At 71.8% G+C, this 22815-nt stretch carries 19 protein-coding genes; 15 read left to right on the top strand and 4 right to left on the bottom strand.

Annotated elements, in window-relative coordinates; genetic code table 11:
• Positions 1-11: 11 nt before the first annotated feature.
• Positions 12-1424 carry a lytic transglycosylase domain-containing protein gene (locus P2F65_RS15080; protein WP_275809419.1) on the bottom strand — a complete coding sequence of 471 codons (1413 nt, stop codon included), beginning with the start codon at positions 1422-1424 and terminating at the stop codon, positions 12-14.
• Between the two features lie 279 nt (positions 1425-1703).
• Here P2F65_RS15080 and P2F65_RS15075 point away from each other — a divergent pair, with 279 nt between their 5' ends.
• Genes P2F65_RS15075 through P2F65_RS15065 form a run of 3 tightly spaced genes read left to right on the top strand, consistent with a single transcriptional unit; the run spans position 1704 to position 4099 of the window.
• Positions 1704-2099, top strand: coding sequence for an MmcQ/YjbR family DNA-binding protein (locus P2F65_RS15075; RefSeq protein ID WP_275809417.1), 396 nt, complete (start codon positions 1704-1706; stop codon positions 2097-2099).
• 9 nt (positions 2100-2108) lie between these two features.
• Entirely contained in the window at positions 2109-3092 is a 984-nt protein-coding gene (locus P2F65_RS15070) for a methionine synthase (protein WP_275809414.1), read from the top strand.
• 20 nt (positions 3093-3112) lie between these two features.
• Complete coding sequence (locus tag P2F65_RS15065; RefSeq protein ID WP_275809411.1) at positions 3113-4099, top strand: DMT family transporter; 987 nt, start codon at positions 3113-3115, stop codon at positions 4097-4099.
• Between the two features lie 79 nt (positions 4100-4178).
• Here the strand turns inward: P2F65_RS15065 and P2F65_RS15060 are convergent, their stop codons facing one another.
• Positions 4179-5732, bottom strand: coding sequence for a long-chain fatty acid--CoA ligase (locus tag P2F65_RS15060; protein ID WP_275809408.1), 1554 nt, complete (start codon positions 5730-5732; stop codon positions 4179-4181).
• A gap of 109 nt (positions 5733-5841) precedes the next feature.
• Between P2F65_RS15060 and ligA the strand changes: the two genes are divergently transcribed.
• The 8 genes from ligA to P2F65_RS15020 all read left to right on the top strand — a co-directional run bounded on the left by ligA (position 5842) and on the right by P2F65_RS15020 (position 15431).
• Positions 5842-7941: an NAD-dependent DNA ligase LigA gene (ligA, locus tag P2F65_RS15055; protein WP_275809405.1), complete on the top strand. Its 2100-nt coding sequence runs from the start codon at positions 5842-5844 to the stop codon at positions 7939-7941.
• A gap of 22 nt (positions 7942-7963) precedes the next feature.
• Positions 7964-8416 carry a DinB family protein gene (locus P2F65_RS15050; protein WP_275809402.1) on the top strand — a complete coding sequence of 151 codons (453 nt, stop codon included), beginning with the start codon at positions 7964-7966 and terminating at the stop codon, positions 8414-8416.
• 73 nt (positions 8417-8489) lie between these two features.
• Positions 8490-9605 (top strand): peptide chain release factor 2, encoded by a 1116-nt coding sequence (gene prfB, locus P2F65_RS15045; protein WP_275809399.1) that lies wholly within the window; start codon positions 8490-8492, stop codon positions 9603-9605.
• Positions 9606-9781: 176 nt separating this feature from the next.
• On the top strand, positions 9782-10471 hold the full coding sequence (gene ftsE / locus P2F65_RS15040) for a cell division ATP-binding protein FtsE (protein WP_275809396.1): 690 nt from the start codon (positions 9782-9784) through the stop codon (positions 10469-10471).
• 67 nt (positions 10472-10538) lie between these two features.
• Positions 10539-11447, top strand: coding sequence for a permease-like cell division protein FtsX (ftsX, locus tag P2F65_RS15035; protein ID WP_275809393.1), 909 nt, complete (start codon positions 10539-10541; stop codon positions 11445-11447).
• Between the two features lie 112 nt (positions 11448-11559).
• Entirely contained in the window at positions 11560-12897 is a 1338-nt protein-coding gene (locus P2F65_RS15030; RefSeq protein ID WP_275809390.1) for a M23 family metallopeptidase, read from the top strand.
• Positions 12898-13005: 108 nt separating this feature from the next.
• Complete coding sequence (gene smpB, locus P2F65_RS15025; protein WP_275809387.1) at positions 13006-13479, top strand: SsrA-binding protein SmpB; 474 nt, start codon at positions 13006-13008, stop codon at positions 13477-13479.
• Positions 13480-13523: 44 nt separating this feature from the next.
• The gene (locus P2F65_RS15020; RefSeq protein WP_275809384.1) at positions 13524-15431 is read left to right on the top strand and encodes a DUF2207 domain-containing protein; all 1908 of its coding nucleotides are present in this window, start codon (positions 13524-13526) and stop codon (positions 15429-15431) included.
• A gap of 60 nt (positions 15432-15491) precedes the next feature.
• Here P2F65_RS15020 and P2F65_RS15015 read toward each other — a convergent pair whose 3' ends face one another.
• Together P2F65_RS15015 and P2F65_RS15010 are read right to left on the bottom strand one after the other, a co-directional pair.
• Positions 15492-15665: a CsbD family protein gene (locus P2F65_RS15015; RefSeq protein ID WP_275809380.1), complete on the bottom strand. Its 174-nt coding sequence runs from the start codon at positions 15663-15665 to the stop codon at positions 15492-15494.
• A gap of 112 nt (positions 15666-15777) precedes the next feature.
• The gene (locus tag P2F65_RS15010) at positions 15778-19155 is read right to left on the bottom strand and encodes a pyruvate carboxylase (protein WP_275809377.1); all 3378 of its coding nucleotides are present in this window, start codon (positions 19153-19155) and stop codon (positions 15778-15780) included.
• Between the two features lie 277 nt (positions 19156-19432).
• Between P2F65_RS15010 and P2F65_RS15005 the strand changes: the two genes are divergently transcribed.
• The 4 genes from P2F65_RS15005 to P2F65_RS14990 all read left to right on the top strand — a co-directional run bounded on the left by P2F65_RS15005 (position 19433) and on the right by P2F65_RS14990 (position 22785).
• Positions 19433-20182, top strand: coding sequence for a hypothetical protein (locus tag P2F65_RS15005; protein WP_275809374.1), 750 nt, complete (start codon positions 19433-19435; stop codon positions 20180-20182).
• Between the two features lie 6 nt (positions 20183-20188).
• Positions 20189-20863, top strand: coding sequence for a class F sortase (locus P2F65_RS15000; RefSeq protein WP_275809371.1), 675 nt, complete (start codon positions 20189-20191; stop codon positions 20861-20863).
• A gap of 199 nt (positions 20864-21062) precedes the next feature.
• Positions 21063-22064 carry a hypothetical protein gene (locus P2F65_RS14995; RefSeq protein WP_275809368.1) on the top strand — a complete coding sequence of 334 codons (1002 nt, stop codon included), beginning with the start codon at positions 21063-21065 and terminating at the stop codon, positions 22062-22064.
• 40 nt (positions 22065-22104) lie between these two features.
• The gene (locus tag P2F65_RS14990; RefSeq protein WP_275809366.1) at positions 22105-22785 is read left to right on the top strand and encodes a class F sortase; all 681 of its coding nucleotides are present in this window, start codon (positions 22105-22107) and stop codon (positions 22783-22785) included.
• The last annotated feature ends 30 nt before the right edge of the window (positions 22786-22815 follow it).

Raw genomic sequence — 22815 nt, 5'->3', positions numbered from 1 at the left:
CAGGCACGACCTCAGGGCGTCGTCGTCGTGGTCGCGGAGTACGACGTGGTGCTCGGTTCCGTCGTCGTGGGCGGCGGCTCGCTGGTGGTCGTGGGGGGAGGTGGCGGCGGGTCGCTGGTGGTGCTCGGTGGTGGTGGCGGCGGGTCGCTGGTGGTGCTCGGTGGTGGTGGCGGCGGGTCGCTGGTGGTGCTCGGTGGTGGTGGCGGCGGGTCGCTGGTGGTCGTGGGGGGTGGTGGCGGCGGGTCGCTGGTGGTGGTCGGCGGAGGTGGCGGGTCCGTCGTCGTCGGAGGGTTGGTCGTCGTCACGGGCGGCGGGACGGTCGTGGTCGTGGTGGGCAACGGCGTCGTCGTGGTGGGCAGCGGCGTGGTGGTGGTCGGTGGTGGCGTGGTGGTGGTCGGCGGTGGGGTCGTCGTGGTGGGCAGCGGCGGGGTGGTGGTCGTCGGCATGTTGGACGGGCGGGGTGGGGTGGTCGTCGTCGTGGCCGGGCGAGCCGTGCTGCCGCTGGTCGTCGAGGAGGTGCTCCTCGGCCGAGCCACGGTGAACGAGCCGGAGCCACGCGTGTTGGTCAGGCTCGGAGGCAGGAGCGCCGCGACGTCCACAGCACCGGCCGGTTCGGCGGTGACGGTGGGCTGTCCGGGCATGGCGGCCACCACCGTGGGGGCGTCGAGCTCCGCGGCCCTGACCTCGGGCGGTGCGGAGGTGCCGACGTCACCGAGCGACTCCAGGCCGTGGGCCGTGAAGTACTGCACCCAGTCCAGCACCGCCTCGACGTACCCGGCGGAGCCGCGGTAGGCGTAGACGGCCTCTCGAAGGCCGGTGGTGCTGGCGAGGCTTCGGCCGCCGTCGCAGAGGTGGCGACCGACCGCGAGGGCCGCGTCGTAGACGTTCTGGGGGTCGGCCAGGCTGTCACCGTCTCCGTCGACCCCCACGGCCCACCACGTGTCGGGCAGCATCTGCATCAAGCCCATGGAGCGGTCCCACTCCTTGCTGCCGTCGAAGGACCCCCCGTCGGTGTCCGGGACCGCGGCCCGGGAGCCGCCGTCGAGCAGTGGTCCGTAGATCGGCGGGTCGAGGCGGTGGTCCGGCCCGACCGCCCGGCCCCCGGCCGAGCCGGACTCGACCTGACCGACGGCAGCCAGCACGACCGGCGTCAGGCCACACCCGGTGGGAACGGCTGAGGCAGCGAGGCTGTAGGCGTCCTTGAGCGCTCGGCCGCGCTCGGCCGCGTAGGGGTCGGCGGATGCTGCGGGCGTGCCGTCCGGAGGGCGCGGGATCGAAGTGGCGCCCTCGTCCTGCCACACCCAGGGCCGGGCCTGAGGGGCAGACCCCTCGGCGCTGCTGACCGGCTCTCCCTGAGGGATCTGGGTGATGACCAGCAGCGCGAACCCGGCGGCCGCGGCCACTGCAATCGCCGTCTGTCGCATGCTGCTCCCCTCCGAACGTCCGGCGCCCTTCCCCATCCTGACCGTGCGGTCGGGGGGCAGGGGAAGGCATTGGGGCGAAGTTGACCCGAAGGGGCTACGCAGACGGGACGGCCCTAGAACGGTGGCTGTACGTCGATGGGCATCGTGCCTACGCCTTCGGCTGGAGTCGTCGACGAAGGGCGTACCGCAGGGGCCGGTTCTCGACGTCCGAGCCGATACGCTCGACACCGTGAGGCTGGTGATGGCCCGCGCCGGGCAGCGCGTCGGTGGGGCACGCCGATGACGCCGCTGGAGCGGGTGCGAGGGCTCTGCACCGCCTTCCCGGCCACCGAGGAGCGGACGAGCCACGGTGAGCCCACCTGGTTCGCCGGCGGCCGGATGTCCTTCGTCATGTATGCCGACCACCACCACGACGACCGCGAGGCCTTCTGGGCGGCGGCGCCCGACGGTGCGCAGGAGGCGCTCGTCGCCGAGGACCCGACGCGCTACTTCCGCCCGCCCTACGTGGGCACCCGCGGCTGGGTGGGCATCTACCTCGACGTCGCGGACGTCGACTGGGATCGCGTCGAGGAGATCGTCGACGACGCCTGGCGCTCGGTGGCCCCGAAGCGCCTGCTGGCCGAGCTCGACGAGGCGGCCGGGGCGCCCGCGGAGGGGCGCCACGGCCCGCACTAGGGTCTGAGCGTGACACGCGCGACCGGCATCGGATCCTGGCCTGGCACCGACCTGCGCGAGGCGCTTCGCACGGTTCACGGCCTGCTCGTCGAGGAGGGCCTGCCCTACCTCCCTGAGGCGCCCGCACGCGGCCCCGGCGCCGACATGCTCGGGCGGGCGGCCGGCCTGCTGGTCGACCTCGCCGTCGACCTGCAGCCGTCGGGATGGCGCTTCGTCGACCGTCCCGGCAGGGACGCGCATCGCACTGCCTCCTTCTGGCGCCGCGACCTCGACGACCTCGCCGAGGTGTTCGACGGCTACGCGGGCGAGCTGAAGGTGGCCGTCGCCGGCCCGTGGACCCTCGCCGCCGGCGTCCGCCTCCACCGCGGCGAGCGGGCGCTGGCCGACGAGGGGGCCGTGCGCGACCTGGCGGAGTCGCTCGCCGAGGGGATCCGCAGGCACCTCGCCGACGTCGAGCGGCTGGTTCCCGGGGCCGCGGTGGTGCTCCAGGTCGACGAGCCGTCGCTGCCGGCCGTGCTGGCCGGACGGCTGCCGACCGCCTCGGGCTACGGCCACCTGCGGCCGGTCGACCCCCAGGTCGCGCGGCAGGGCCTGGAGCAGGTGCTCGCTGCCGCGGGGGAGCGCAGCACGGTGCTGCACTGCTGCGACCCCGGCATACCGCTGCCCCTCCTGCGCTCGACGGGCGTCGGCGCCATCGCCCTCGACACGACCTCCCTCAACCCCGCCCGGTGGGAGTCGGTCGCGGCGACCGTCGAGGGCGGCACCACGCTGTATGCCGGGTGCCTGCCGACCGACGGCAGCGGCACCACCGCGGGGGCGTGGCGGCAGATCGTGCAGGCCTGGCAGAGAACGGGGTTACCGCTGTCAGGGCTCGCTGACATCGTGGTGAGCCCGGCCTGCGGACTGGCCGGGCTCACACCGGCGGGGGCCCGCGACGTTCAACGGTCGGCCGTCGAGGTGGCCAGAGAACTGTCCGAGCGAGCAGCGAGCTAGAGCCGAGAGCTGAGGAGCCCATGACGACCGCCGCACCCCCTGTCCTGCCGGTCCCGACGGTCAAGGTCGCGCGGGTGCCCTGGCAGGTGAAGTTCCTGCTCCTGGCGGGCATCTGGGGCTCGAGCTTCCTGCTCATGAAGATCGGGCTGCGTTCGCTGGCGCCCCTGCAGATCGCGAGCCTGCGCATCCTCGCCGGGGTGTCCGCGCTGCTCGTCCTGCTCTCCGTCACCCGCGGCACCCTCCCGCGGGGCCGCCGCGTCTGGGGCCACCTGATGGTGACCGGCTTCTTCCTCGGCACCCTGCCGTTCTCGCTCTTCGCGGCGAGCGAGGAGCGGGTCTCCTCGGCGCTCGCCGGCATCGGCAACGCGACGACGCCGCTCGCCACCGTGCTCTTCGGGCTGCTCCTGCTGCCGGCGGAGCGCCTGCCCGGGCGGAAGCTGGCGGCCGTGCTCGCGGGGTTCGTCGGGGTGCTGGTCATCCTCCAGCCCTGGCAGGCGCTCGGCCGCCCCGACCCGGTGGGGTTCGGCATGACCCTGGTTGCCGGCGCCTCCTACGGCGTGGGCTGGACCTACGTGCGCCGCAACCTCGCCAAGGCCGACCTCGGCGGACTGGCCATGCCCACCGCCCAGCTGCTCGCGTCGTCGGTGCAGATCGTCGCCGTGCTCCTGCTGTGGTGGGCGCTGAACCGCGACGGGTATGCCGCGCCCTGGTCGGTGCGGCCCGACGCCACCGCCGACTCGGCGCTGTGGCCGCTCCTGGCGGTGCTCGCCCTCGGCGTGGTCGGCACCGGCCTCGCCTACGTGCTGCAGTTCGACGTCGTGCGGGCGGCCGGCGCGACGGTCGGTGCCACCGTGACCTACCTGATCCCGGTGGTGTCCGTGGTGCTCGGTGTGGCGCTGCTGGACGAGCGGCTGGCCTGGCCGCAGGTGCTCGGCGCGGCGATCGTCCTCGGCTCCGCCGTCGTCATCGGCCTGCCGGCCCGACGCCGCACGTCCCCAGCCGGCTGACGGCACTTGCGCGCACGACTGCGCCACTGACCCAGCCAGAGGATCAGTGGCGCAGCCAGCGCAGCTCTCAGCGGGCGGCTCAGCCCTCGGTCGACGACCTCTGCTCGGCAGCGGCCTCCTCCGTGGCCTCCATCCGAGCAGCCGCGGGCGCCTTGACCTCCCGCCGGAGGATCTTGCCCGTCGGTCCCTTCGGCAGCTCGTCCATGGTCCAGACCACCCGTGGGTACTTGTACGCGGCGATCCGCTCCTTGACGAAGTCTCGGACGTCGTCGACGGTCGTGCCGGAGCCGGGCTTGAGGGCCACTGCGGCGCCGATCTCCTCGCCCATCAGCTCGTCCGGGATCGCGACGACCGCGGCCTCGAGGACGTCGGGGTGCTGGTAAAGCACCTCCTCCACCTCGCGCGGGTACACGTTGAGGCCGCCGCGGATGATCATGTCCTTCTTGCGGTCGACGATCGTGTAGTAGCCGTCCTCGTCGACGGTGGCGAGGTCGCCGGTGCGGAACCAGCCGTCGGGGATCGCCTCGGCGGTCGCCTCGGGCCTGTTCCAGTAGCCCTTCATGACGTTGTCGCCGCGGATCGCGATCTCCCCGACCTCGCCGACCCCCACGTCCCTGCCGTCGAGGTCGACCAGCTTCATCTCACACCCGGGGATGGCCCGGCCGATGGTGCCCGGCTTGGTGGGTCGGTCGGGCATGTTGAACGAGGCGACCGGTGAGGTCTCCGACAGGCCGTAGCCCTCGAGGATCTGGCAGCCGAACTTCTCCTCGAAGGCGCGCATGACCTCAGCCGGCATTGCCGAGCCGCCCGAGACGCAGGTGCGCAGGCTGGAGGCGTCGGCGCTGTCCGCGTCCGGGTGGTGCAGCATCGCGGCATACATCGTGGGCACGCCCTGGAAGATGGTCACCTTGTCGCGCGCGACGACCTCGAGTGCCTTGGCGGGGTCGAACCGGGGGATGAGGGTCAGGGTGGCCCCGCAGACCGTCGCCGCGTTGAGGCCGCAGGTGAGTCCGAAGACGTGGAAGAGCGGCAGGCAGCCCATGACCACGTCGTCCGGGCCCATCTGCATGATGTCGGACGCCGAGCGCATCGCGTTCAGGTGCAGGTTGCTGTGCGTCAGCTCGGCTCCCTTGGGCTTCCCCGTCGTGCCCGAGGTGTAGAGGATGACGGCGGTGTCGTCGTCGTCGCGGTCGACCGGCGCCAGGCGCGGCCCCCCGGGCGGGAGGTCCTCCTCGCTGGGGCCCATCGGCCCACTCGCGATGACCTGGGTGCCGGGGTTGGCAGCGCCCTTGACGGCCTCCTGCATGAAGTCGGGCCAGACGAAGGAGAAGGACGCCCCCGAGTCGGTGAAGAAGTACTCGACCTCCTGGGCCTTGAGCAGCGGGTTCATCGGCACGACGATGCCGCCGGCGAGGAGGGTGCCGAAGAAGAGGATCGGGTAGGCGGGCACGTTGGGCAGGATCAGCGAGACCCGGTCGCCGGGCTTCAGTCCCGCCTCCCGCAGGGCCCCGGCCGCCTTGCCCGCCAGCTGGTGGAGCTGGCTCCAGGTCAGCTCGGCCGCGTCGAGCTTGATCGCCACCACGTCGGGGTGGCGCTCGGCGGTGCGGACGAGGTTGCTGGCGAGGTTGGTCATCGGGGCTCCTTCGCGTCGACGCTGACCCCGCCCATCTTGGTTGCTGCGCGCGACGGTTGGCTACCCATCGGTAGAAGCAGCTGTCGGGGGGCTACGGCAGGATGGGCACGTGAGCGAGATCGTCAGCGAGGTGCCGCAGGAGCTCCACCACGAGTGGGTCGACCTGGCGCAGAAGGCCACCGAGGCGCAGTTCAACTACTACGTCAAGGACGCGCCGACGATCAGCGACGCCGAGTACGACGGGGTCATCCGGCGCCTGACGGAGCTGGAGGAGGCCTACCCCTCGCTGCGCACCCCCGACAGCCCGACCCAACAGGTGGGCGGCACCTTCTCCACCGACTTCGCGGCGGTCGACCACCTCGAGCGCATGCTCAGCCTCGACAACTGCTTCAGCCCCGAGGAGCTGGCGGCGTGGGCCGCCCGCGTCACCCGCGACGCGGGCGGCGCCGACTTCCACTACCTCAGCGAGCTGAAGATCGACGGACTCGCCGTCAACCTCCTCTACGAGAACGGGCGACTGGTGCGGGCGCTCACCCGCGGCGACGGCCGCACGGGCGAGGACGTCACCAACAACGTCCGGACCATCGAGCACATCCCGCACCGGCTCGCCGGCACCGACCACCCCGCCCGCGTGGAGATCCGCGGCGAGGTCTACTTCCCGCTCGAGGCCTTCGCCGACCTGAACGCCTCGCTCGTCGAGGCGGGCAAGGCGCCGTTCGCCAACCCGCGCAACTCGGCCGCGGGATCGCTGCGGCAGAAGGACCCCCGCGTCACGGCGAGCCGTCCGCTGCACATGCTGGTCCACGGCATCGGCTACCGCGAGGGCTTCGAGCTGACCCGGCAGTCGCACGGGTACGAGCTGCTGGCGCAGTGGGGCCTGCCGGTCTCCTCGCACTACCGCGTGCTCGACACCGTCGAGCAGGTGCAGGAGTTCGTCACCCACTACGGCGAGAACCGGCACAGCGTCGAGCACGAGATCGACGGCATCGTCGTCAAGGTCGACGAGCTGGCGGTGCAGCGCGCGCTCGGCTCCACGTCCCGGGCGCCCCGTTGGGCGATCGCCTACAAGTATCCGCCCGAGGAGGTCAACACCAAGCTCCTCGACATCCAGGTCAACGTCGGGCGCACCGGCCGGGTCACCCCGTTCGGGGTCATGGAACCCGTGGTCGTGGCCGGGTCCACCGTCGAGATGGCCACGCTGCACAACGCCCACGAGGTCAAGCGCAAGGGCGTGCTCATCGGCGACACCGTGGTGCTGCGCAAGGCCGGCGACGTCATCCCCGAGATCCTCGGCCCGGTCGTCGCGCTGCGCGACGGCAGCGAGCGCGAGTTCGTCATGCCGACCCACTGCCCCTCCTGCGGCACGAAGCTCGCCCCGCAGAAGGAGGGAGACAAGGACATCCGCTGCCCCAACGCGCGCTCGTGCCCGTCGCAGCTGCGCGAGCGGGTCTTCGGACTGGCAGGCCGGGGCGCGTTCGACATCGAGGCACTGGGGTGGGAGGGCTCCATCGCCCTGCTCGAGTCGGGCGTCATCGACGACGAGAGCACCCTGTTCGGCCTGACGGAGCAGGACATCGCCCGGGTGCCCCTCTACACGCGGGCGGCGAAGAAGACCGACGCCCCGGAGTCGGTCGTCGACGGCCGGGTGCTGTCGGCCAACGGCAAGCGCCTGGTCGCCAACCTGCAGGCCGCCAAGCAGCAGCCGCTGTGGCGGGTGCTCGTCGGCCTGTCCATCCGGCACGTCGGGCCCACCGCGGCCCGGGCGCTGGCGCAGCACTTCGGGTCGATGGACGCCATCCGCGGCGCCAGCCGCGAGGAGCTCGCCGGGGTCGAGGGGGTCGGGGGAGTGATCGCCGACTCCGTGCGCGAGTGGTTCGACCTGCCCGAGAACGACTGGCACCAGCGCATCGTCGAGCAGTGGGCCAAAGACGGCGTCCGCATGGAGGACGAGCGCGACGAGTCGGTCGAGCAGACGCTCACCGGTCTCACCGTGGTCGTCACCGGGTCGCTCGCGGGATTCTCCCGCGACGAGGCCAAGGAGGCGATCTTGGCCCGCGGCGGCAAGGCGGCCGGCTCGGTCTCGAAGAAGACCGACTACGTCGTCGTGGGGGAGAACGCCGGCTCCAAGGAGGACAAGGCGCGCGAGCTCGGGCGCCCGATCCTCGACGAGGCCGGCTTCGTGCGGCTGCTCGAGACCGGCAGGCCGTGACCACCACCGAGGGGCACCTGCCGTGATCACGCCCGAGACCTACCTGCGCTACTGCGACGAGGCGCTGGTGGCCATGCGCGACATCGTGGTCGACCTCGGCGACGACCTCGCCAACCGGCGCCCCGACCTGCCCGGCGCCAACAGCCCGTTCGCGATCCTCACCCACTGCCTCGGTGTCTGCGGGCGCTGGGCCTCGACGGTGAACCTCGGCGAGGTCATCCCGCGCGACCGCGACGCCGAGTTCACCGCGACTGGCCGGGTCGCCGACCTCGCGGCCGACACCGACCGGCTGCGCGAGGCCTTCGCCGGGTGGGTCGCCGCTGCGCGGCCGGGTATGCCGCCGGTGAACCCGCCACCGGAGGACGATGCGCCGAAGACCCAGGGCGAGGTGCTCCTCCACGTCTACGAGGAGCTCGCCCAGCACCGCGGGCAGCTGGAGGTTACCCGCGACCTGCTCCGCTCGACCGCCGGGTAGCGGAGGAGGTCGCCGGGCAGCGGAGGAGGTCGCCGGTTCGGGGAGGGCTCCGGCTGCCGTAGGCTTGCTGTTCGTGGCAGTCGACTTCACCCAAGAGATCAAAGAGCTCCGCGCGACCATGGACTCGGTCCGCGGCGTCACGGACCTCGACGCCCTGCAGGCCCAGATCAAGGACCTGGAGGCCAAGGCGTCGGCGCCGGACCTCTGGGACGACCCCGACGCCGCCCAGCAGGTGACGTCGGCGCTCTCGCGCGCCAACGCCGAGCGCGACCGCGTGGTGGGCATGGACGCCCGCATCGACGACCTCGAGACCCTGGTCGAGATGGGCACCGAGGACGGCGGTGACGCCGAGACGATCGCCGAGGCCGAGCGCGAGCTCGTGGCCATCAAGAAGGCCCTCGGCGAGCTCGAGGTGCGCACGCTGCTCTCCGGCGAGTACGACGAGCGCGAGGCGGTCGTCACCATCCGCGCCGGTGCCGGCGGCGTCGACGCGGCCGACTTCGCCGAGATGCTGATGCGCATGTACCTGCGCTGGGCCGAGCGGCACGGCTACCCGACCAAGGTGATGGACACCTCGTACGCCGAGGAGGCCGGCCTGAAGTCGGCCACCTTCGAGGTCAACGTCCCCTACGCCTACGGCAACCTCTCCGTGGAGGCCGGCACCCACCGGCTCGTGCGGATCAGCCCGTTCGACAACCAGGGCCGGCGCCAGACCAGCTTCGCGGCGGTCGAGGTCATCCCGCTGATCGAGCAGACCGACCACATCGAGATCCCCGAGAACGAGATCAAGGTCGATGTCTTCCGCTCCTCGGGTCCCGGCGGCCAGAGCGTCAACACCACCGACTCGGCGGTCCGCATGACGCACATTCCCACCGGCATCGTCGTCTCGATGCAGAACGAGAAGTCGCAGATCCAGAACCGCGCCGCGGCGCTGCGCGTGCTCCAGTCGCGGCTGCTGCTGCAGCGCCAGGCCGAGGAGGCCGCAGAGCGCAAGGAGATGGCCGGCGACGTGAAGGCCAGCTGGGGCGACCAGATGCGCTCCTACGTGCTGCAGCCCTACCAGATGGTCAAGGACCTGCGCACGGAGCACGAGGTCGGCAACCCCAGCGCGGTCTTCGACGGGGACATCGACGACTTCATCGAGGCGGGCATCCGCTGGCGCAAGGAGCAGCAGAAGGCGAACGCCTGACCCCGGCCTCGTCCACTCGGTCACAACGCAACGCCGAGTGGACAGGGCTGCCGGGTTTGCGGTGATCCGCGACCTATCCTCGACGATGCCCCCCGCGTGGCCCTCGGTCTCCCAGTGACCTCAGGGACAGGCAAGGGTGCCGCCGAAGTCCCCGAGCCGTGAGGCCGTCACCCCGCATGATCCGTTTCGAGCACGTCACCAAGGTCTACCCGCGCTCCTCGCGCCCTGCGCTGCACGACATCAACCTCGAGGTGAACCGCGGCGAGTTCGTCTTCGTCGTCGGGCAGTCCGGCTCGGGCAAGTCCACCCTGCTGCGCCTTGCGCTGCGGGAGGAGCAGGCGACCAGGGGGTCGGTGCTGGTCGCCGGCCATGAGCTCGGGCGCCTGCCGCACCGCAAGGTGCCCCGCCTGCGCCGGGAGATCGGCACGGTGTTCCAGGACTTCCGCCTGCTGCCGAACAAGACCGTCTACCAGAACGTCGCGTTCGCGCTCCAGGTGCTCGGCAAGTCCAGCCACGCCATCCGACAGGTCGTGCCGGAGACCCTCGAGATGGTGGGACTCGCCGGCAAGGAGAAGCGCTTCCCCCACGAGCTGTCCGGCGGCGAGCAGCAGCGCGTCGCCATCGCCAGGGCCTTCGTGAACAAGCCGGCGATCCTGCTCGCCGACGAGCCCACCGGCAACCTCGACCCCACCAACAGCCTCGAGATCGTGCGGCTGCTCGACCGGATCAACCGGACCGGCACCACGATCGTCATGGCCACCCACGACGACGACATCGTCGACCAGCTGCGCAAGCGGGTCGTCGAGCTCGCCGGCGGCGAGGTCATCCGCGACGAGAACAAGGGCGTGTACGGCGCGGCGCGCTGACCGCCGCATCCCACAGGACCCGCGCCCCGGCACACCAACGACACCCGAGCACACGAGAGACCCACTGATGCGACTGCAGTTCATCCTCAGCGAGATCTGGATCGGTTTCCGGCGAAACCTGTCCATGGCCATCTCGGTGGTGCTGGTGACCATGGTCTCGATGTACCTGCTCGGCCTCGGGCTGCTCGCCCAGCGCCAGGCCGACACCTTCAAGGGCTACTGGTACGACCGCGTGCAGGTGACGATCTTCATGTGCACCGAGGACTCCGGTGAGCCCGCCTGTGACAAGAGGGCGGTCACCGAGGAGCAGAAGAACGCGATCAAGGCCCAGCTCGACCAGATGCGGCCGCTCGTGAAGAACGTCTACTACGAGTCCGAGCAGCAGGCGTTCGACCGGTTCCAGAAGCAGTTCCGCAACAGCCCGCTCGCCGGCAACGTCCGGGTCGGCGACATCCCGCAGAACTTCCGGGTCCAGCTGAGCGACCCGACCAAGTACGAGGTCATCGTCAGCTCGTTCGAGGGCGCGCCCGGCGTCGGGACGGTCCAGGACCAGAAGAAGGTGCTCGACAAGTTCTTCAAGGGCATCAACTACATCACCATCTTCTCCTTCGTCCTCGCGGCGCTGATGGTGCTCTGCGCGGTGCTGCTGATGGCGACGACGATCCGGCAGGCGGCTTTCAGCCGGCGGCGGGAGACGGGGATCATGAAGCTGGTCGGCGCGTCGAACTTCACGATCCGGTTCCCGTTCATGATGGAGACGCTCATCAGCGCCCTGCTCGGCGCCGCCGCGGCGACCGGCCTGCTGTGGGCGACGGCCAACTACGGCTTCAACCGTTACCTCAACCAGCTCATCCTCGACCAGGCGTTCATCGGCGTCTCGGACGTCTGGGCGATCACGCCGTGGATGGCCGCCGGTGTCGCCGTGCTCTCCATCGGCACCTCCTGGGTCACGCTGTGGCGCTACTTGCGCGTCTGACCCGCCCGGCCGGGTGGCCGTCCACGCGGGGGAGCGCTCGGACGAAGAGGCCGGATCTGACCCCAATGCACCCAAACCGATGGTGTCTGTGTTACCAATGTGGCCTATGAGTGTGAATGAGCCCCGCCGCGCCATGCCCGGACGCGTGCGCCTGCTGACGGCGGGCACCGCGCTCGCCTGCGCCTTCACGCTCATGTCGCCGCCGCTGGGGGCCACGGCGGCCGACCCCAAGGACCAGAAGCGCAAGGTCGACCGCGAGATCGCCCAACTCAAGGAGGACCTGCACGAGACGTCGGCGGACCTCTCGGCGGCCTACATCGCGCTGCGCCGCACGCAGGCGGCGCTCCCGGCCGCCCAGGCGAAGCTCGACAGGGCCAACGCCGCCCTGGCCAAGGCCGACCAGCACAACGACGCGATGGCCCTCGCCCTGCAGGTGGCCCGGGCCAACGAGGCACGCGCCGTCGACGCCCTGGCCAGGACCGACGCCGAGATCGCCGACACCCGCGCGCGGGTGGCCCACTTCGCCGCCCAGATGTATCAGGACCAGGGGATGGGCCAGCTGTCGGTGGCGCTCAGCGCCACCAGCCCTGACGACTTCGCCACGAAGATCGCGATGGCCGACACGGTCATGAGCGTGCAGAACAAGTCGCTGGACCGCCTCTCGACGGTGCAGGCCGCCGCCACGGCGCAGAAGGCCCACGTCGAGGCCCTGCGCCGCGACAGCGCCCGCGCCAAGGTGGCTGCCGAGAAGGCGCTCAAGGCGGCGGCGGGTGCCCGCGCGCAGGCGTCGGCCGCCAAGGTGCAGCTCGACCGCCTCGCCGCGCAGCAGAAGGCCCAGGCCGCCAGGGTGGCCGCCCGCAAGGCCGCGGAGCAGCGCAGGCTCACCGGCATGCAGGCGGAGTCCAACCGCCTCAAGAAGGTGCTCGCCGCCAGGGCCCGCGCCGCCAAGATCGCCGCCGCCCGGGCCCGGGCCGCCCGCGAGGCGGCCGCCCGGGCCGCCGCCCGCAAGGCCAAGCGACGCTACGTGCCGCCCCCGCCCCCGGCGGCAAAGCCCTCGGGCGGCTTCCTCTCCGCCCCCAGCAACGCCCCGGTGTCCTCCGAGTACGGCATGCGCTACCACCCGGTGCTGAACTACTGGCGCCTGCACGCCGGCCGTGACTACGCCAACAACTGCGGCACACCGATCTTCGCGGCGGCCTCGGGCACGATCATCTCCGCGGGTGTCGCCGGCGGCTACGGCAACCAGCTGGTGGTCGACCACGGCGTGCACAGCGGCGTCTCCCTGGTGACGACCTACAACCACCTGTCGGACTTCGCCCGCACCGGCGGCCACGTCGGCCGTGGCCAGGTCATCGGCTACGCCGGCACCACGGGCACCTCCACCGGCTGCCACCTGCACTTCGAGACCCGCGAGGACGGAAACCCCGTCGACCCGCGCAAGTGGCTCTGACCCCGGCCTGAGAACGGCGCAGCGGCAGCAGGCCACGAACAGGTAGCGTGGCCCCGCACGGCATACCGGTGTGCGCGCAGCACGCGAGAGCAGAGGCAGGACAGGGCAGTGGCCAAGGAGCAGGGGCGCAAGCTCGTTGCGAGCAATCGCAAGGCGCGCCACGACTACCTCATCGAGGACACCTACGAGGCCGGCGTCGTGCTCACCGGCACCGAGGTGAAGTCGCTGCGCATGGGCCGGGCCTCCCTCGTCGACGGCTACGCCACCTTCTACGGCGACGAGCTGTGGCTCGAGGGGGTGCACATCCCCGAGTACCTCAACGGGACGTGGACCAACCACACCCCCAGGCGGCGGCGCAAGCTGCTGCTCAACCGGGTGGAGCTGGACAAGCTGGCGGCCAAGACCCGCGAGAGCGGGCACACGATCGTCCCGCTCTCGCTGTACTTCAAGGACGGCCGCGCGAAGGTGGAGATCGCCCTCGCCAAAGGCAAGAAGGCCTACGACAAACGGCACGCTCTGCGCGAGAAGCAGGACCAGCGGGAGGCCCAGCGCGCGCTGCACTCCCGAGGGCGGGACCACTGACGGTGCGTGCAGCGGGGGGATGGCCGGGCGACAGACCGGCCGGTGTGCCGCGGGTGCGCCGCCGCGGGGTGCGGCTCGGTGCCGTGCTGGCCCTCGTGCTCGCGGTGGCCGCGCTCGTGGCCGGCCCCGCGTCAGCGCTCCCGGCCGACGACAGGGCCACCCGCTTCCACGTCGACTTCGAGCTCAACGCCGACGGCTCGGTCGACGTCACCGAGAACATCACGTGGCAGTTCCCCACCGGGGAGGAACGCCACGGCATCGAGCGGCTCATCAAGGTGCGGGCGGGCTACCAGGACCGCGAGGACACCTACCGCGTCTACGAGATGAGCAACGTCTCGGCGCAGTCACCGAGCGGGGCACCCGACGACGTCTCCGTCACCACGTTCGGCGCCTTCAACCGCATCCGGGTGGGCGACCCCGACCGCACCGTCTCCGGCACCCAGACGTACGTCGTGCGCTACACCCTCGCCGACTACCTGAACGGTTTCGACGACCACGCCGAGTTCTACTTCAACCTGGTGGACCCTTCGAACGAGGACACCTACGAGAACGTGTCGGCGACGGTCCACGGACCCGCACCGGTCGACCGCACGGACTGCTTCTTCGGCGAGCTCGGGTCGACGCAGCGCTGCAGCTCGACGCCGGGGGAGACGGCCGAGTTCTCGGCGGGCACGGTGCCGCCGCAGCAGGGCGTCTCGATCCTGGCGTCCCTGCCCCGCACCGCGTTCGGCACGCTCGAGCCAGCCCTGCGGGAGGGCGCGGTGACCGAGGACGGGACGGTGGTCACCTCCAGCACCGCCCGGGCGCTCGGTGCGCTCAGCATCGGGGCAGGCGTGGCCCTGCCCGTGCTCGCCGCCGCGCTCATGGCCTACCTCGTCTGGAGCCGCGGCCGCGACGAGCAGTACGCCGGGATCACCCCGGGGCTCACCCCGGGTGTCGGCCAGCAGCACCAGGTCGTGCAGGGCCCGACCGCGCCCGTCGCCGTGCAGTTCACGCCACCCAAGGGAGTGCAGCCCGGCATGCTCGGCACGATCGTCGACGAGCACGCGAACACCGTGGACGTCGCCGCGACGGTCGTCGACCTCGCCGTGCGCGGCCACCTGAGGCTCGAGGAGACCGAGAGCGGCCTGTTCGGCCGCACCGACTGGCGCCTGACCCGCACGGCGAGCACCCGCGAGCGGGAGGAGGCCCTCCACCCGTACGAGATCAGGCTGCTCGAGGGCATCTTCTCGACGAGTGACGACGTGCTCCTGTCCGGGCTCAAGAACCGCTTCAAGCCCACGCTCGAGAGCGTGCAGGCCGGCATGTACGACGAGGCGGTGCGCCGCGGCTGGTTCCGCCGGTCGCCGGAGGCCCAGCGCTCGGTCTGGACCGGTCTGGGCACGTTCCTGGTCTTCGGCGGCGTCCTCGCCACCTTCTGGTTCGGCTCCGGGCTGTCGGCCATGTTGGCCGGGAGCGGGTTCCCGGTGTCTCCGGCGGCGGTGCTCGCCGGCGGCGTGGTCGTGGCGGGCGGCATCTTCTGGCTGCTCGGCCGGCGCATGGCGGCCCGCACCGCCGAGGGCAGCGCCGTCCTGGCGCAGTCGCTCGGCTTCCGGGAGTACCTCGTGACGGCGGAGGCCTCCCAGATCCGCTGGGAGGAGGCCCAGGACATCTTCAGCCGCTACCTGCCCTACGCCATCGTCTTCGGGGTGGCCGAGAAGTGGGCCGAGACCTTCGAGCAGGTGGCTGCCGCCGCGGCGGCAGCCGGGCACACCGTGGCGTCGCCGTGGTGGTACAGCGGGCCGCACGGCTTCGGCAGCTTCAGCAACCTGGCGTCCGGGATGGACTCCTTCGCCACGAGCGCCGGGGGCACCTTCACCAGCACCCCGGGCTCGTCAGGCACGAGCGGGTTCTCCGGCGGTGGCGGGTTCTCCGGCGGTGGCGGTGGCGGCAGCTCCGGCGGCTCCTGGTAGGTCCTGCTGCGCGCGAAGGGGCCGGGTCCACGCGGACCCGGCCCCTCGGCATACGGCTGGTCAGTTCTTGAAGGCGTCCTTGACCTTCTCGCCGGCCTGCTTCAGGTCGGCCTTGGACTGGTCCATCTGGCCCTCGGCCTCGAGACGCTCGTCGTCGGTGGCCTTGCCGGCGGCCTCCTTGGCCTTGCCCTGCATGTCCTCAGAGGTGTTCTCGATCTTGTCGCCGAGTCCCATGGCACTCTCCTTCGAGCTCGTCCGGTTACTGGTCGCCACCGGCCCTCGTGGAGCCGGCGCCACCGCCACGTTAACCGCGAACCGGACGAAGGGCTCGTCGAGAGCGCTGCGCTCAGCCCACGACGAGCAGGAGGTCACCGCCCTCGACCTGCTGCTGCGACCCGATGGCGAGCCGCTTGACCGTGCCCCCCACCGGGGTCGTGATGCTGGCCTCCATCTTCATCGCCTCGATGGTGGCCACGACGGCCCCGGCCTCGACGGTGGCACCCTCCTCGACGGCGAGGCTGACCACCCCGGCGAACGGCGCCGCGACCTGTCCCTTGTCGGACGGGTCGGCCTTCTCGGCGGCCCGCACCTCCACCGCCACGGACTCGTCGCGCACCTGCACCGGGCGCAGCTGCCCGTTGAGGGTGCACATCACCGTGCGCATGCCGCGCTCGTCGGCGTCCGAGACCGCCTGCAGGCTGAGCAGCAGGCGCTTGCCCGGCTCGAGGTCGACCTCGTGCTCGACGCCGATCTCGAGCCCGTGCAGGAACTCGCGGGTGCCGAGGACGGCGAGGTCGGAGTACGCCTCGCGCGAGCGGGCGAAGTCCTTCGTCGGGCCGGGGAAGAGGAGCCGGTTGAGGGTCGGGCGTGGCTGGAGCCGCAGCGCCTCCTCGTCCTCGGGGGACAGCTCGGTCACGCGCGGCTTGGCCGTGCGGCCCTGGAGGGCCTTGGTGCGGAACGGCTCCGGCCACCCGCCGGGCGGGTCGCCGAGCTCGCCGTTGAGGAAGCCGATGACCGAGTCAGGGATGTCGTATGCCGTGGGGTCGGCCTCGAAGTCGGCCGGGTCGGCGCCGGCGCCCACCAGCGCCAGGGCGAGGTCGCCCACGACCTTCGAGCTGGGCGTCACCTTGACGATGTTGCCGAGGATCCGGTTGGCCGCGGCGTACGTGTCCTCGATGGACTCGAAGCGCTCGCCGAGGCCGAGGGCGATGGCCTGCTGGCGAAGGTTCGACAGCTGGCCGCCGGGGATCTCGTGGGTGTAGACGCGTCCGGTGGGGGACGGCAGGCCGGACTCGAACGGCGCGTAGAGGTGGCGCACGGCCTCCCAGTAGGGCTCGAGGTCGCAGACGGCCTGCAGGTCGAGCCCGGTCGCCCGCTCGGTGCCGTCGGTGGCCGCGACCAGCGCCGACATCGGCGGCTGGCTGGTGGTGCCCGACATGGAGGCGCTCGCCACGTCGACCGCGTCGACGCCGGCGTCGATGGCCGCCAGCAGCGTGCCGAGCTGGCCACCCGCGGTGTCGTGCGTGTGCAGGTGCACGGGCAGGTCGAACCGCTCGCGCAGGGCGGTCACCAGTGTCCTGGCGGCCGGTGCCCTCAGCAGGCCCGCCATGTCCTTGATGGCGAGGACGTGGGCGCCCGACTCGACGATCTGCTCGGCGAGGCGCAGGTAGTAGTCGAGCGTGTAGAGCTTCTCGCCCGGGCTGGTGAGGTCGCCGGTGTAGCACAGGGCCACCTCGGCGACCGCCGTGCCGGTGTCGCGGACCGCCTCGATCGCCGGGCGCATCTGGCCCACGTCGTTGAGCGCGTCGAAGATGCGGAAGATGTCGATGCCCGTGCGGGCGGCCTCGTGGACGAAGACGTCGGTCACCTTCGTCGGGTACGGCGTGTAGCCGACGGTGTTGCGTCCGCGCAGCAGCATCTGCAGCGGCAGGTTGGGCATGGCCTCCCGGAGGGCGGCGAGACGGTCCCAGGGGTCCTCGGAGAGGAACCGCAGGGCGACGTCGTAGGTGGCGCCGCCCCAGGCCTCCACGCTGAGCAGCTGCGGCGTCATCCGGGCGACGTGCGGGGCGACGTGCAGCAGGTCGCGGGTGCGGATCCGGGTCGCGAGCAGTGACTGGTGGGCGTCGCGGAAGGTGGTGTCCGTGACGGCGACGGCGACCTGCTCGCGCAGCGACCGCGCGAAGGACTCCGGGCCCTGGCGCAGCAGGCGGTCGCGAGCCCCGGGCGGCGGGGGGACCTCGCGGTCGAGCGGGGGCAGCTTGCCGCGCGGCGAGACCCGGGTGCGGGCGGGGCCGTGCGGTTGGTTGACGGTCACCTCGGCGAGGTAGGTCAGCAGCTTCGTGCCGCGGTCGGCCGGCACGCGGGCCGTGCGCAGCTCGGGCCGCTCGTCGATGAAGGAGGTGCTCAGGCGCCCGGCCTGGAAGTCCGGCTCCTCGAGCAGGGCCTGCAGGAACGGGATGTTGGTGGTCACGCCGCGGATGCGGAACTCGGCCAGGGCCCGGCGGGCTCGTCGCACCGCGGTGGGGAAGTCTGCCCCGCGGCAGGTGAGCTTGACCAGCATGGAGTCGAAGTGCGCGCCGATCTCGGCGCCGACGAAGACGGTGCCTCCGTCGAGGCGGACGCCGGCACCACCGGCGGAGCGGTAGGTCGTGACCCGGCCGGTGTCCGGCCGGAACTCGTTGGCCGGGTCCTCGGTGGTGATCCGGCACTGGAGCGCGGCGCCGCGGATCCGGAGCCTGTCCTGCGACAGCCCGAGGTCGGCCAGGGTCTCGCCGCTGGCAATGCGCAGCTGGGCGCCCACGAGGTCGACGTCGGTGATCTCCTCGGTGACCGTGTGCTCCACCTGGATGCGGGGGTTCATCTCGATGAAGACGTAGCGGCCGTCCGGGGCCAGGAGGAACTCGACCGTGCCGGCGTTGACGTAGCCGATCTCCCGGGCGAAGGCGACGGCGTCGGCGCAGATGCGCTCCCGCAGCTCGGGGTCGAGGTTGGGGGCTGGTGCGATCTCGACGACCTTCTGGTGCCGTCGCTGCACGGAGCAGTCGCGCTCGAAGAGGTGGATGACGTTGCCGGCGGCGTCGGCGAGGATCTGCACCTCGATGTGGCGGGGGCTGACCACGGCCTCCTCGAGGAACACGGTCGGGTCGCCGAAGGCCGACTCGGCCTCGCGCATGCACGCCTCGATGGCCTCGCGGAGGTCCTCGGGGCGCTCCACCCGGCGCATGCCGCGGCCACCCCCACCGGCGACGGCCTTGACGAAGACCGGGAAGCCGATCTCGCGGGCGGCGGCCTCGAGGGCGTCGACGTCGGTGCCCGGATCCGCACTGCGCAGCGTGGGCAGCCCGGCCTTCTTCGCCGCAGCGATGGCTCGCGCCTTGTTGCCGGTCAGGTGGAGCACATTCGCCGGGGGCCCCACGAACGTGATGCCGTGGGCGGCGCACTCCTCGGCGAGGTCGGGGTTCTCGCTGAGGAACCCGTAGCCGGGGTAGACGGCGTCCGCGCCGGCGTCGACGGCCGTGCGGACGACCGCCCTGGGGTCGAGGTAGGCGCGCACAGGGTGTCCCTGCTCGCCGATCTGGTAGGCCTCGTCCGCCTTGAGGACGTGCTCGGACTTGCGGTCCTCGTAGGGGAAGACGGCGACGGTCTTGGCCCCGAGCTCGGTGGCGGCTCGGAATGCGCGGACGGCGATCTCGCCACGGTTGGCGACGAGGACCTTGCTGAACACGGGGGACCTCCGGGGGCTCGGCGGGCGTGCCTTCGGAATCCTAGTGAGGTATTTCGCCACGTGAGATGTCGAGACCGCGATGCGGACCGGGTCGCCTCGTCGGAAAGGACGGCTCTCTCTGCGCGAAATGGCGTAGAACGCAGGCCCAACGACTCTGGGCGCACGTTACCGGCCAGTAGAGGCTGGCAGTGGACCGAGAGCCGCCGAGCGGCACGGGCCCTCCAGGGCTCCCGGGCTCACGGTGCCGTCCGGCACCGGTCGTTGGGAAGGGGGCGTCATGAGAGAAGGACGGACCGCCCCGGCGGTCTTCACGTTCCACCTGACACGCCACGTCGTGGTGGTGGCACTGCTCGGGGTCGTCGCGATCGTGGTGGGGCTGCTGGCCCCGCTGTCGGCGCGGGCCGGGGACAACCAGGGAGGCGGGGTCGAGCCCAGCGCCAAGCCCTGGATCTGCCACCCGGTGGAGGGTGCCGGTGAGGCCGGCGACGGCTGGAACCTGGTCGACCCCTCCAAGGACTCCTCGCACATCGACGAGGCGACCGGGGTCGGCCAGCACACCCGCAAGGACGGCAGCACCGACAGGTATGCCGTGTGGAACGGCGCCTGGTGGGCGTGTCAGGGTAGGCCGACCAGCCCGACGACGGGGACGACGTCCGAGCCGAGTGAGACGACGTCAGAGCCGACGCAAGCCACCACCGCCACGGAGCCGACCGGGACGACGAGCACCGAGGTGCCGGAGACGGGTGCCACCGAGCCGGCGACCACCTCCACCAGCCCGGCACCTTCGGGGGCCCCGCAGGAGACCGCCAGCGTGGCGCCGACGACTCCCGGCCGGGCTGCGCCGGAGGTGGGCACGGTCGAGGAGAACGTCGTGCCCAGGGCCCAGACCGACGGTGCCGACCTGGTCGGCGCCGGTGAGCGGCAGGCTGGCTGGACCGGATTGCAGGCGACGCTCGTGGGTGCCGGGGTGCTGCTGCTGGTCGCCAGCGGTCTGCTGTCGGGGCGACGGCAGCGGGCGCAGGAGTAGCCGGCGGTGAGGGCCGGTCGGCACCGCTCGTCCGGTGGCAGGACGGCCGCAGCCACCGCCCTGGTTGCGGCGGCAGCGGCCCTGCTGGCCACCTCCCCGCTGCAGCTGCGCGCCCGGACCGAGCCCACCGGCACACCGGTTGCCGCGCCGACCACCTGGGCCGCCACGGTGGCTCCGGCGCCTCCACAGTCCTTCTCCCGGCCGGCGGAGGAGTCGAGGACCTTCATGCGCCAGAGCCCGCCGACGGTGGTCGAGGCGCCGTCGATCGCCCTCCGCGCCACGGTGAGCCCGTACACGGCGGCCGAGGTCGCGGCGAACGGCGGAGCGGTCGAACCCGTCACGCTGTGGACGGTGTCGTGGTGGACCGGCGGCGGGACGCCGGGGAGCCACGCCGACAACACGGTCTACCTGTACGGCCACACCTGGCGGGAGCCTGCGGTCTTCAACCGCATCAAGGAGCTCGAGAAGGGCGCGTCGGTCATCCTGGCCACGCGAACCGGACGCCTGGAGTACGTCGTGGAGGGCACCTTCACCGTGGCCAAGCAGGCGCTCGACGACCACCCGGCGGTCCGTGCGGCGCGGCCAGGCCGCCTCGTGCTGGTCGGTTGCTACCGGGAGACCGGGCTCGAGGACGACACGACGCACAACGTCGTGGTCACGGCCCAGCTCGCCGGTGCCTGAGGGTCTTCGGTGCCGGCCCGGGAGGGTCACCCCTGTGACCTATCAGGGCTGAGCCGGTCGTAGAACGAATGCCTCTGGGCCTGTTTCGCGACCCCCGCGGAGCCTGAGTGGTGGGCCGAGTGCCGCCGGAGCGGCGTCCAGGCCGCCCAGGGCCCCGGTCCCGGTGCCGTGCACCGGTCGTCTCGGAAAGGGGGACGTCATGCACAACCATCAGGCCACCCCGGTGGTCTACAGATTCCGTCCCACACGCGCAGCGCTGACAGCTGGGCTCGCGGGACTCATCGCCGTCGCCTTCGGTCTCATCGCGCCGCTGTCGGCGCAGGCCGGCGGGCCTGGCGGAGGTGACAGCGGCACGCAGGGGGCCTGCTACGCAGGCGACCGCAACAACGACAAGGCGGGCTACAACGCCTCCACGCAGGCCGGCGACCCCGGGAGCTGCGAGGGCAAGGCGGACAAGGGAAAGCCGAGCCACAGCACGACGTACTCCGACAACGCGGAGGACAAGGACAAGCCCAAGTCGCACCCGACGACGGAGACGAAGGCGTCGGACAAGGCCACGGATGACAAGAACGGGGCCAAGGACGACAAGGACAAGGCGACGTACGACGACCACGACAAGGCGAAGTACGACGACAAGGCGACGTACGACAAGGAGGACCGCGACAAGGCCAAGGACGACGAGAAGGACGAGGACAAGGCCACCCACGACGACAAGGACGAGGACAAGGCCAAGGACGACGAGAAGGACGAGGACAAGGCCACCCACGACGACAAGGACGAGGACAAGGCCAAGGACGACAAGAAGGACGAGGACAAGGCCAAGGACGACAAGGACGACAAGGAGGACGAGGAGGAGACCAGGACTCAGACGGCCACCGAGACGGTCACCGAGACCGCCACCGTGACCGAGAGCCCGGACACCGGTGCCTTCACGCCGCCCGCGAGCGAGCCAGCGGCAGCGCCGGGACCCCCGCAGGAGGCCGCCAGCCTCCCGAGCCAGCCCGAGGCGCTCGCCCCGGCAGGTCAGGCGGAGGTCGGCGCGCTCGCCGGGAACGTGGTGCCCCAGGCAGCGACCGATGGGGCCGGCCTCGTGGGAGAGGACGACGGCTGGAGCAGCGCGCAGTCCGCGCTGGTCGCTGCCGGTGCGTTCCTGCTCATGGCCGCTGGGCTGCTCTCGCTCCGGCGCCGCACGAACAACTGAGGCGTCTCCGGGCAGCCAGCCCGTGGACAACGACCGGCCCATGAGGACGAGCAGGCACCGGCCACGCGGTCGGACGGCCGCCGCCACCTTGCTGGTGGCGGCGGCAGTCGCCCTGCTCGCCGTCATTCCGCTGCACCTGCGGGAGCAGGCCGGGTCCGCCGACACGCGCGCGGCCGGGGCGGGGCGGACGGCCGGTGTGGCGTCTGCTCCGCCGGCGGCGCGGCCGTCCTCCTCTCGGCCAGCGGCCGCGTCCCGCCCGTTCGTCCCGCCGAGCGCCCCCCGCGTGCTCGAGGCGCCCTCGATCGGGCTCGCCGCCAAAGTCACCCCCTACACCCCTGAGCAGGTCGCCGAGCAGGGCGGAGCCGTGGATCCCTCAAGCTTGTGGGCGGTCGCCTGGTGGACCGGAGGCGGCACGCCCGGCAGCCACGCCGACAACACCGTGTACCTCTACGGGCACACCTGGAGGGAGCCGGCCGTCTTCAACCGCATCAAGGAGCTCGAGCCGGGGGAGCCGGTGTTCGTGACGACCCGCACCGGCCGCCTGCGCTACGTCGTCGACGACGTGTTCACCGTCGACAAGGTCGCACTCACCGACCACCCCACCGTCGTGGAACGCAGACCCGGCCGCCTCCTGCTCCTCGGCTGCTACCGGGAGACCGGCCGTGAGGAGCGCACCACACGCAACGTCGTGGTCGTCGCCCACATGGGAGCCGGCTCCTAGTCCTCCTGCAGGAGCGCAGGCCGACTCTTT

It is taken from the genome of Knoellia sp. p5-6-4 (assembly GCF_029222705.1).
GTDB lineage: Bacteria > Actinomycetota > Actinomycetes > Actinomycetales > Dermatophilaceae > Pedococcus_A.
The sequence above is the reverse complement of the archived record's forward strand: the minus strand, read 5'-3'. Positions and strand labels throughout refer to the sequence as shown.

Excerpts from the sequence above, each read along its gene's own strand:
- P2F65_RS15080 (WP_275809419.1), bottom strand. The coding sequence starts at position 1,424 with ATGCGACAGACGGCGATTGCAGTGGCCGCGGCCGCCGGGTTCGCGCTG.
- P2F65_RS15075 (WP_275809417.1), top strand. The coding sequence starts at position 1,704 with ATGACGCCGCTGGAGCGGGTGCGAGGGCTCTGCACCGCCTTCCCGGCC.
- P2F65_RS15065 (WP_275809411.1), top strand. The coding sequence starts at position 3,113 with ATGACGACCGCCGCACCCCCTGTCCTGCCGGTCCCGACGGTCAAGGTC.
- P2F65_RS15060 (WP_275809408.1), bottom strand. The coding sequence starts at position 5,732 with ATGACCAACCTCGCCAGCAACCTCGTCCGCACCGCCGAGCGCCACCCC.
- ftsE (WP_275809396.1), top strand. The coding sequence starts at position 9,782 with ATGATCCGTTTCGAGCACGTCACCAAGGTCTACCCGCGCTCCTCGCGC.
- ftsX (WP_275809393.1), top strand. The coding sequence starts at position 10,539 with ATGCGACTGCAGTTCATCCTCAGCGAGATCTGGATCGGTTTCCGGCGA.
- P2F65_RS15015 (WP_275809380.1), bottom strand. The coding sequence starts at position 15,665 with ATGGGACTCGGCGACAAGATCGAGAACACCTCTGAGGACATGCAGGGC.
- P2F65_RS15005 (WP_275809374.1), top strand. The coding sequence starts at position 19,433 with ATGAGAGAAGGACGGACCGCCCCGGCGGTCTTCACGTTCCACCTGACA.
- P2F65_RS14995 (WP_275809368.1), top strand. The coding sequence starts at position 21,063 with ATGCACAACCATCAGGCCACCCCGGTGGTCTACAGATTCCGTCCCACA.
- P2F65_RS14990 (WP_275809366.1), top strand. The coding sequence starts at position 22,105 with ATGAGGACGAGCAGGCACCGGCCACGCGGTCGGACGGCCGCCGCCACC.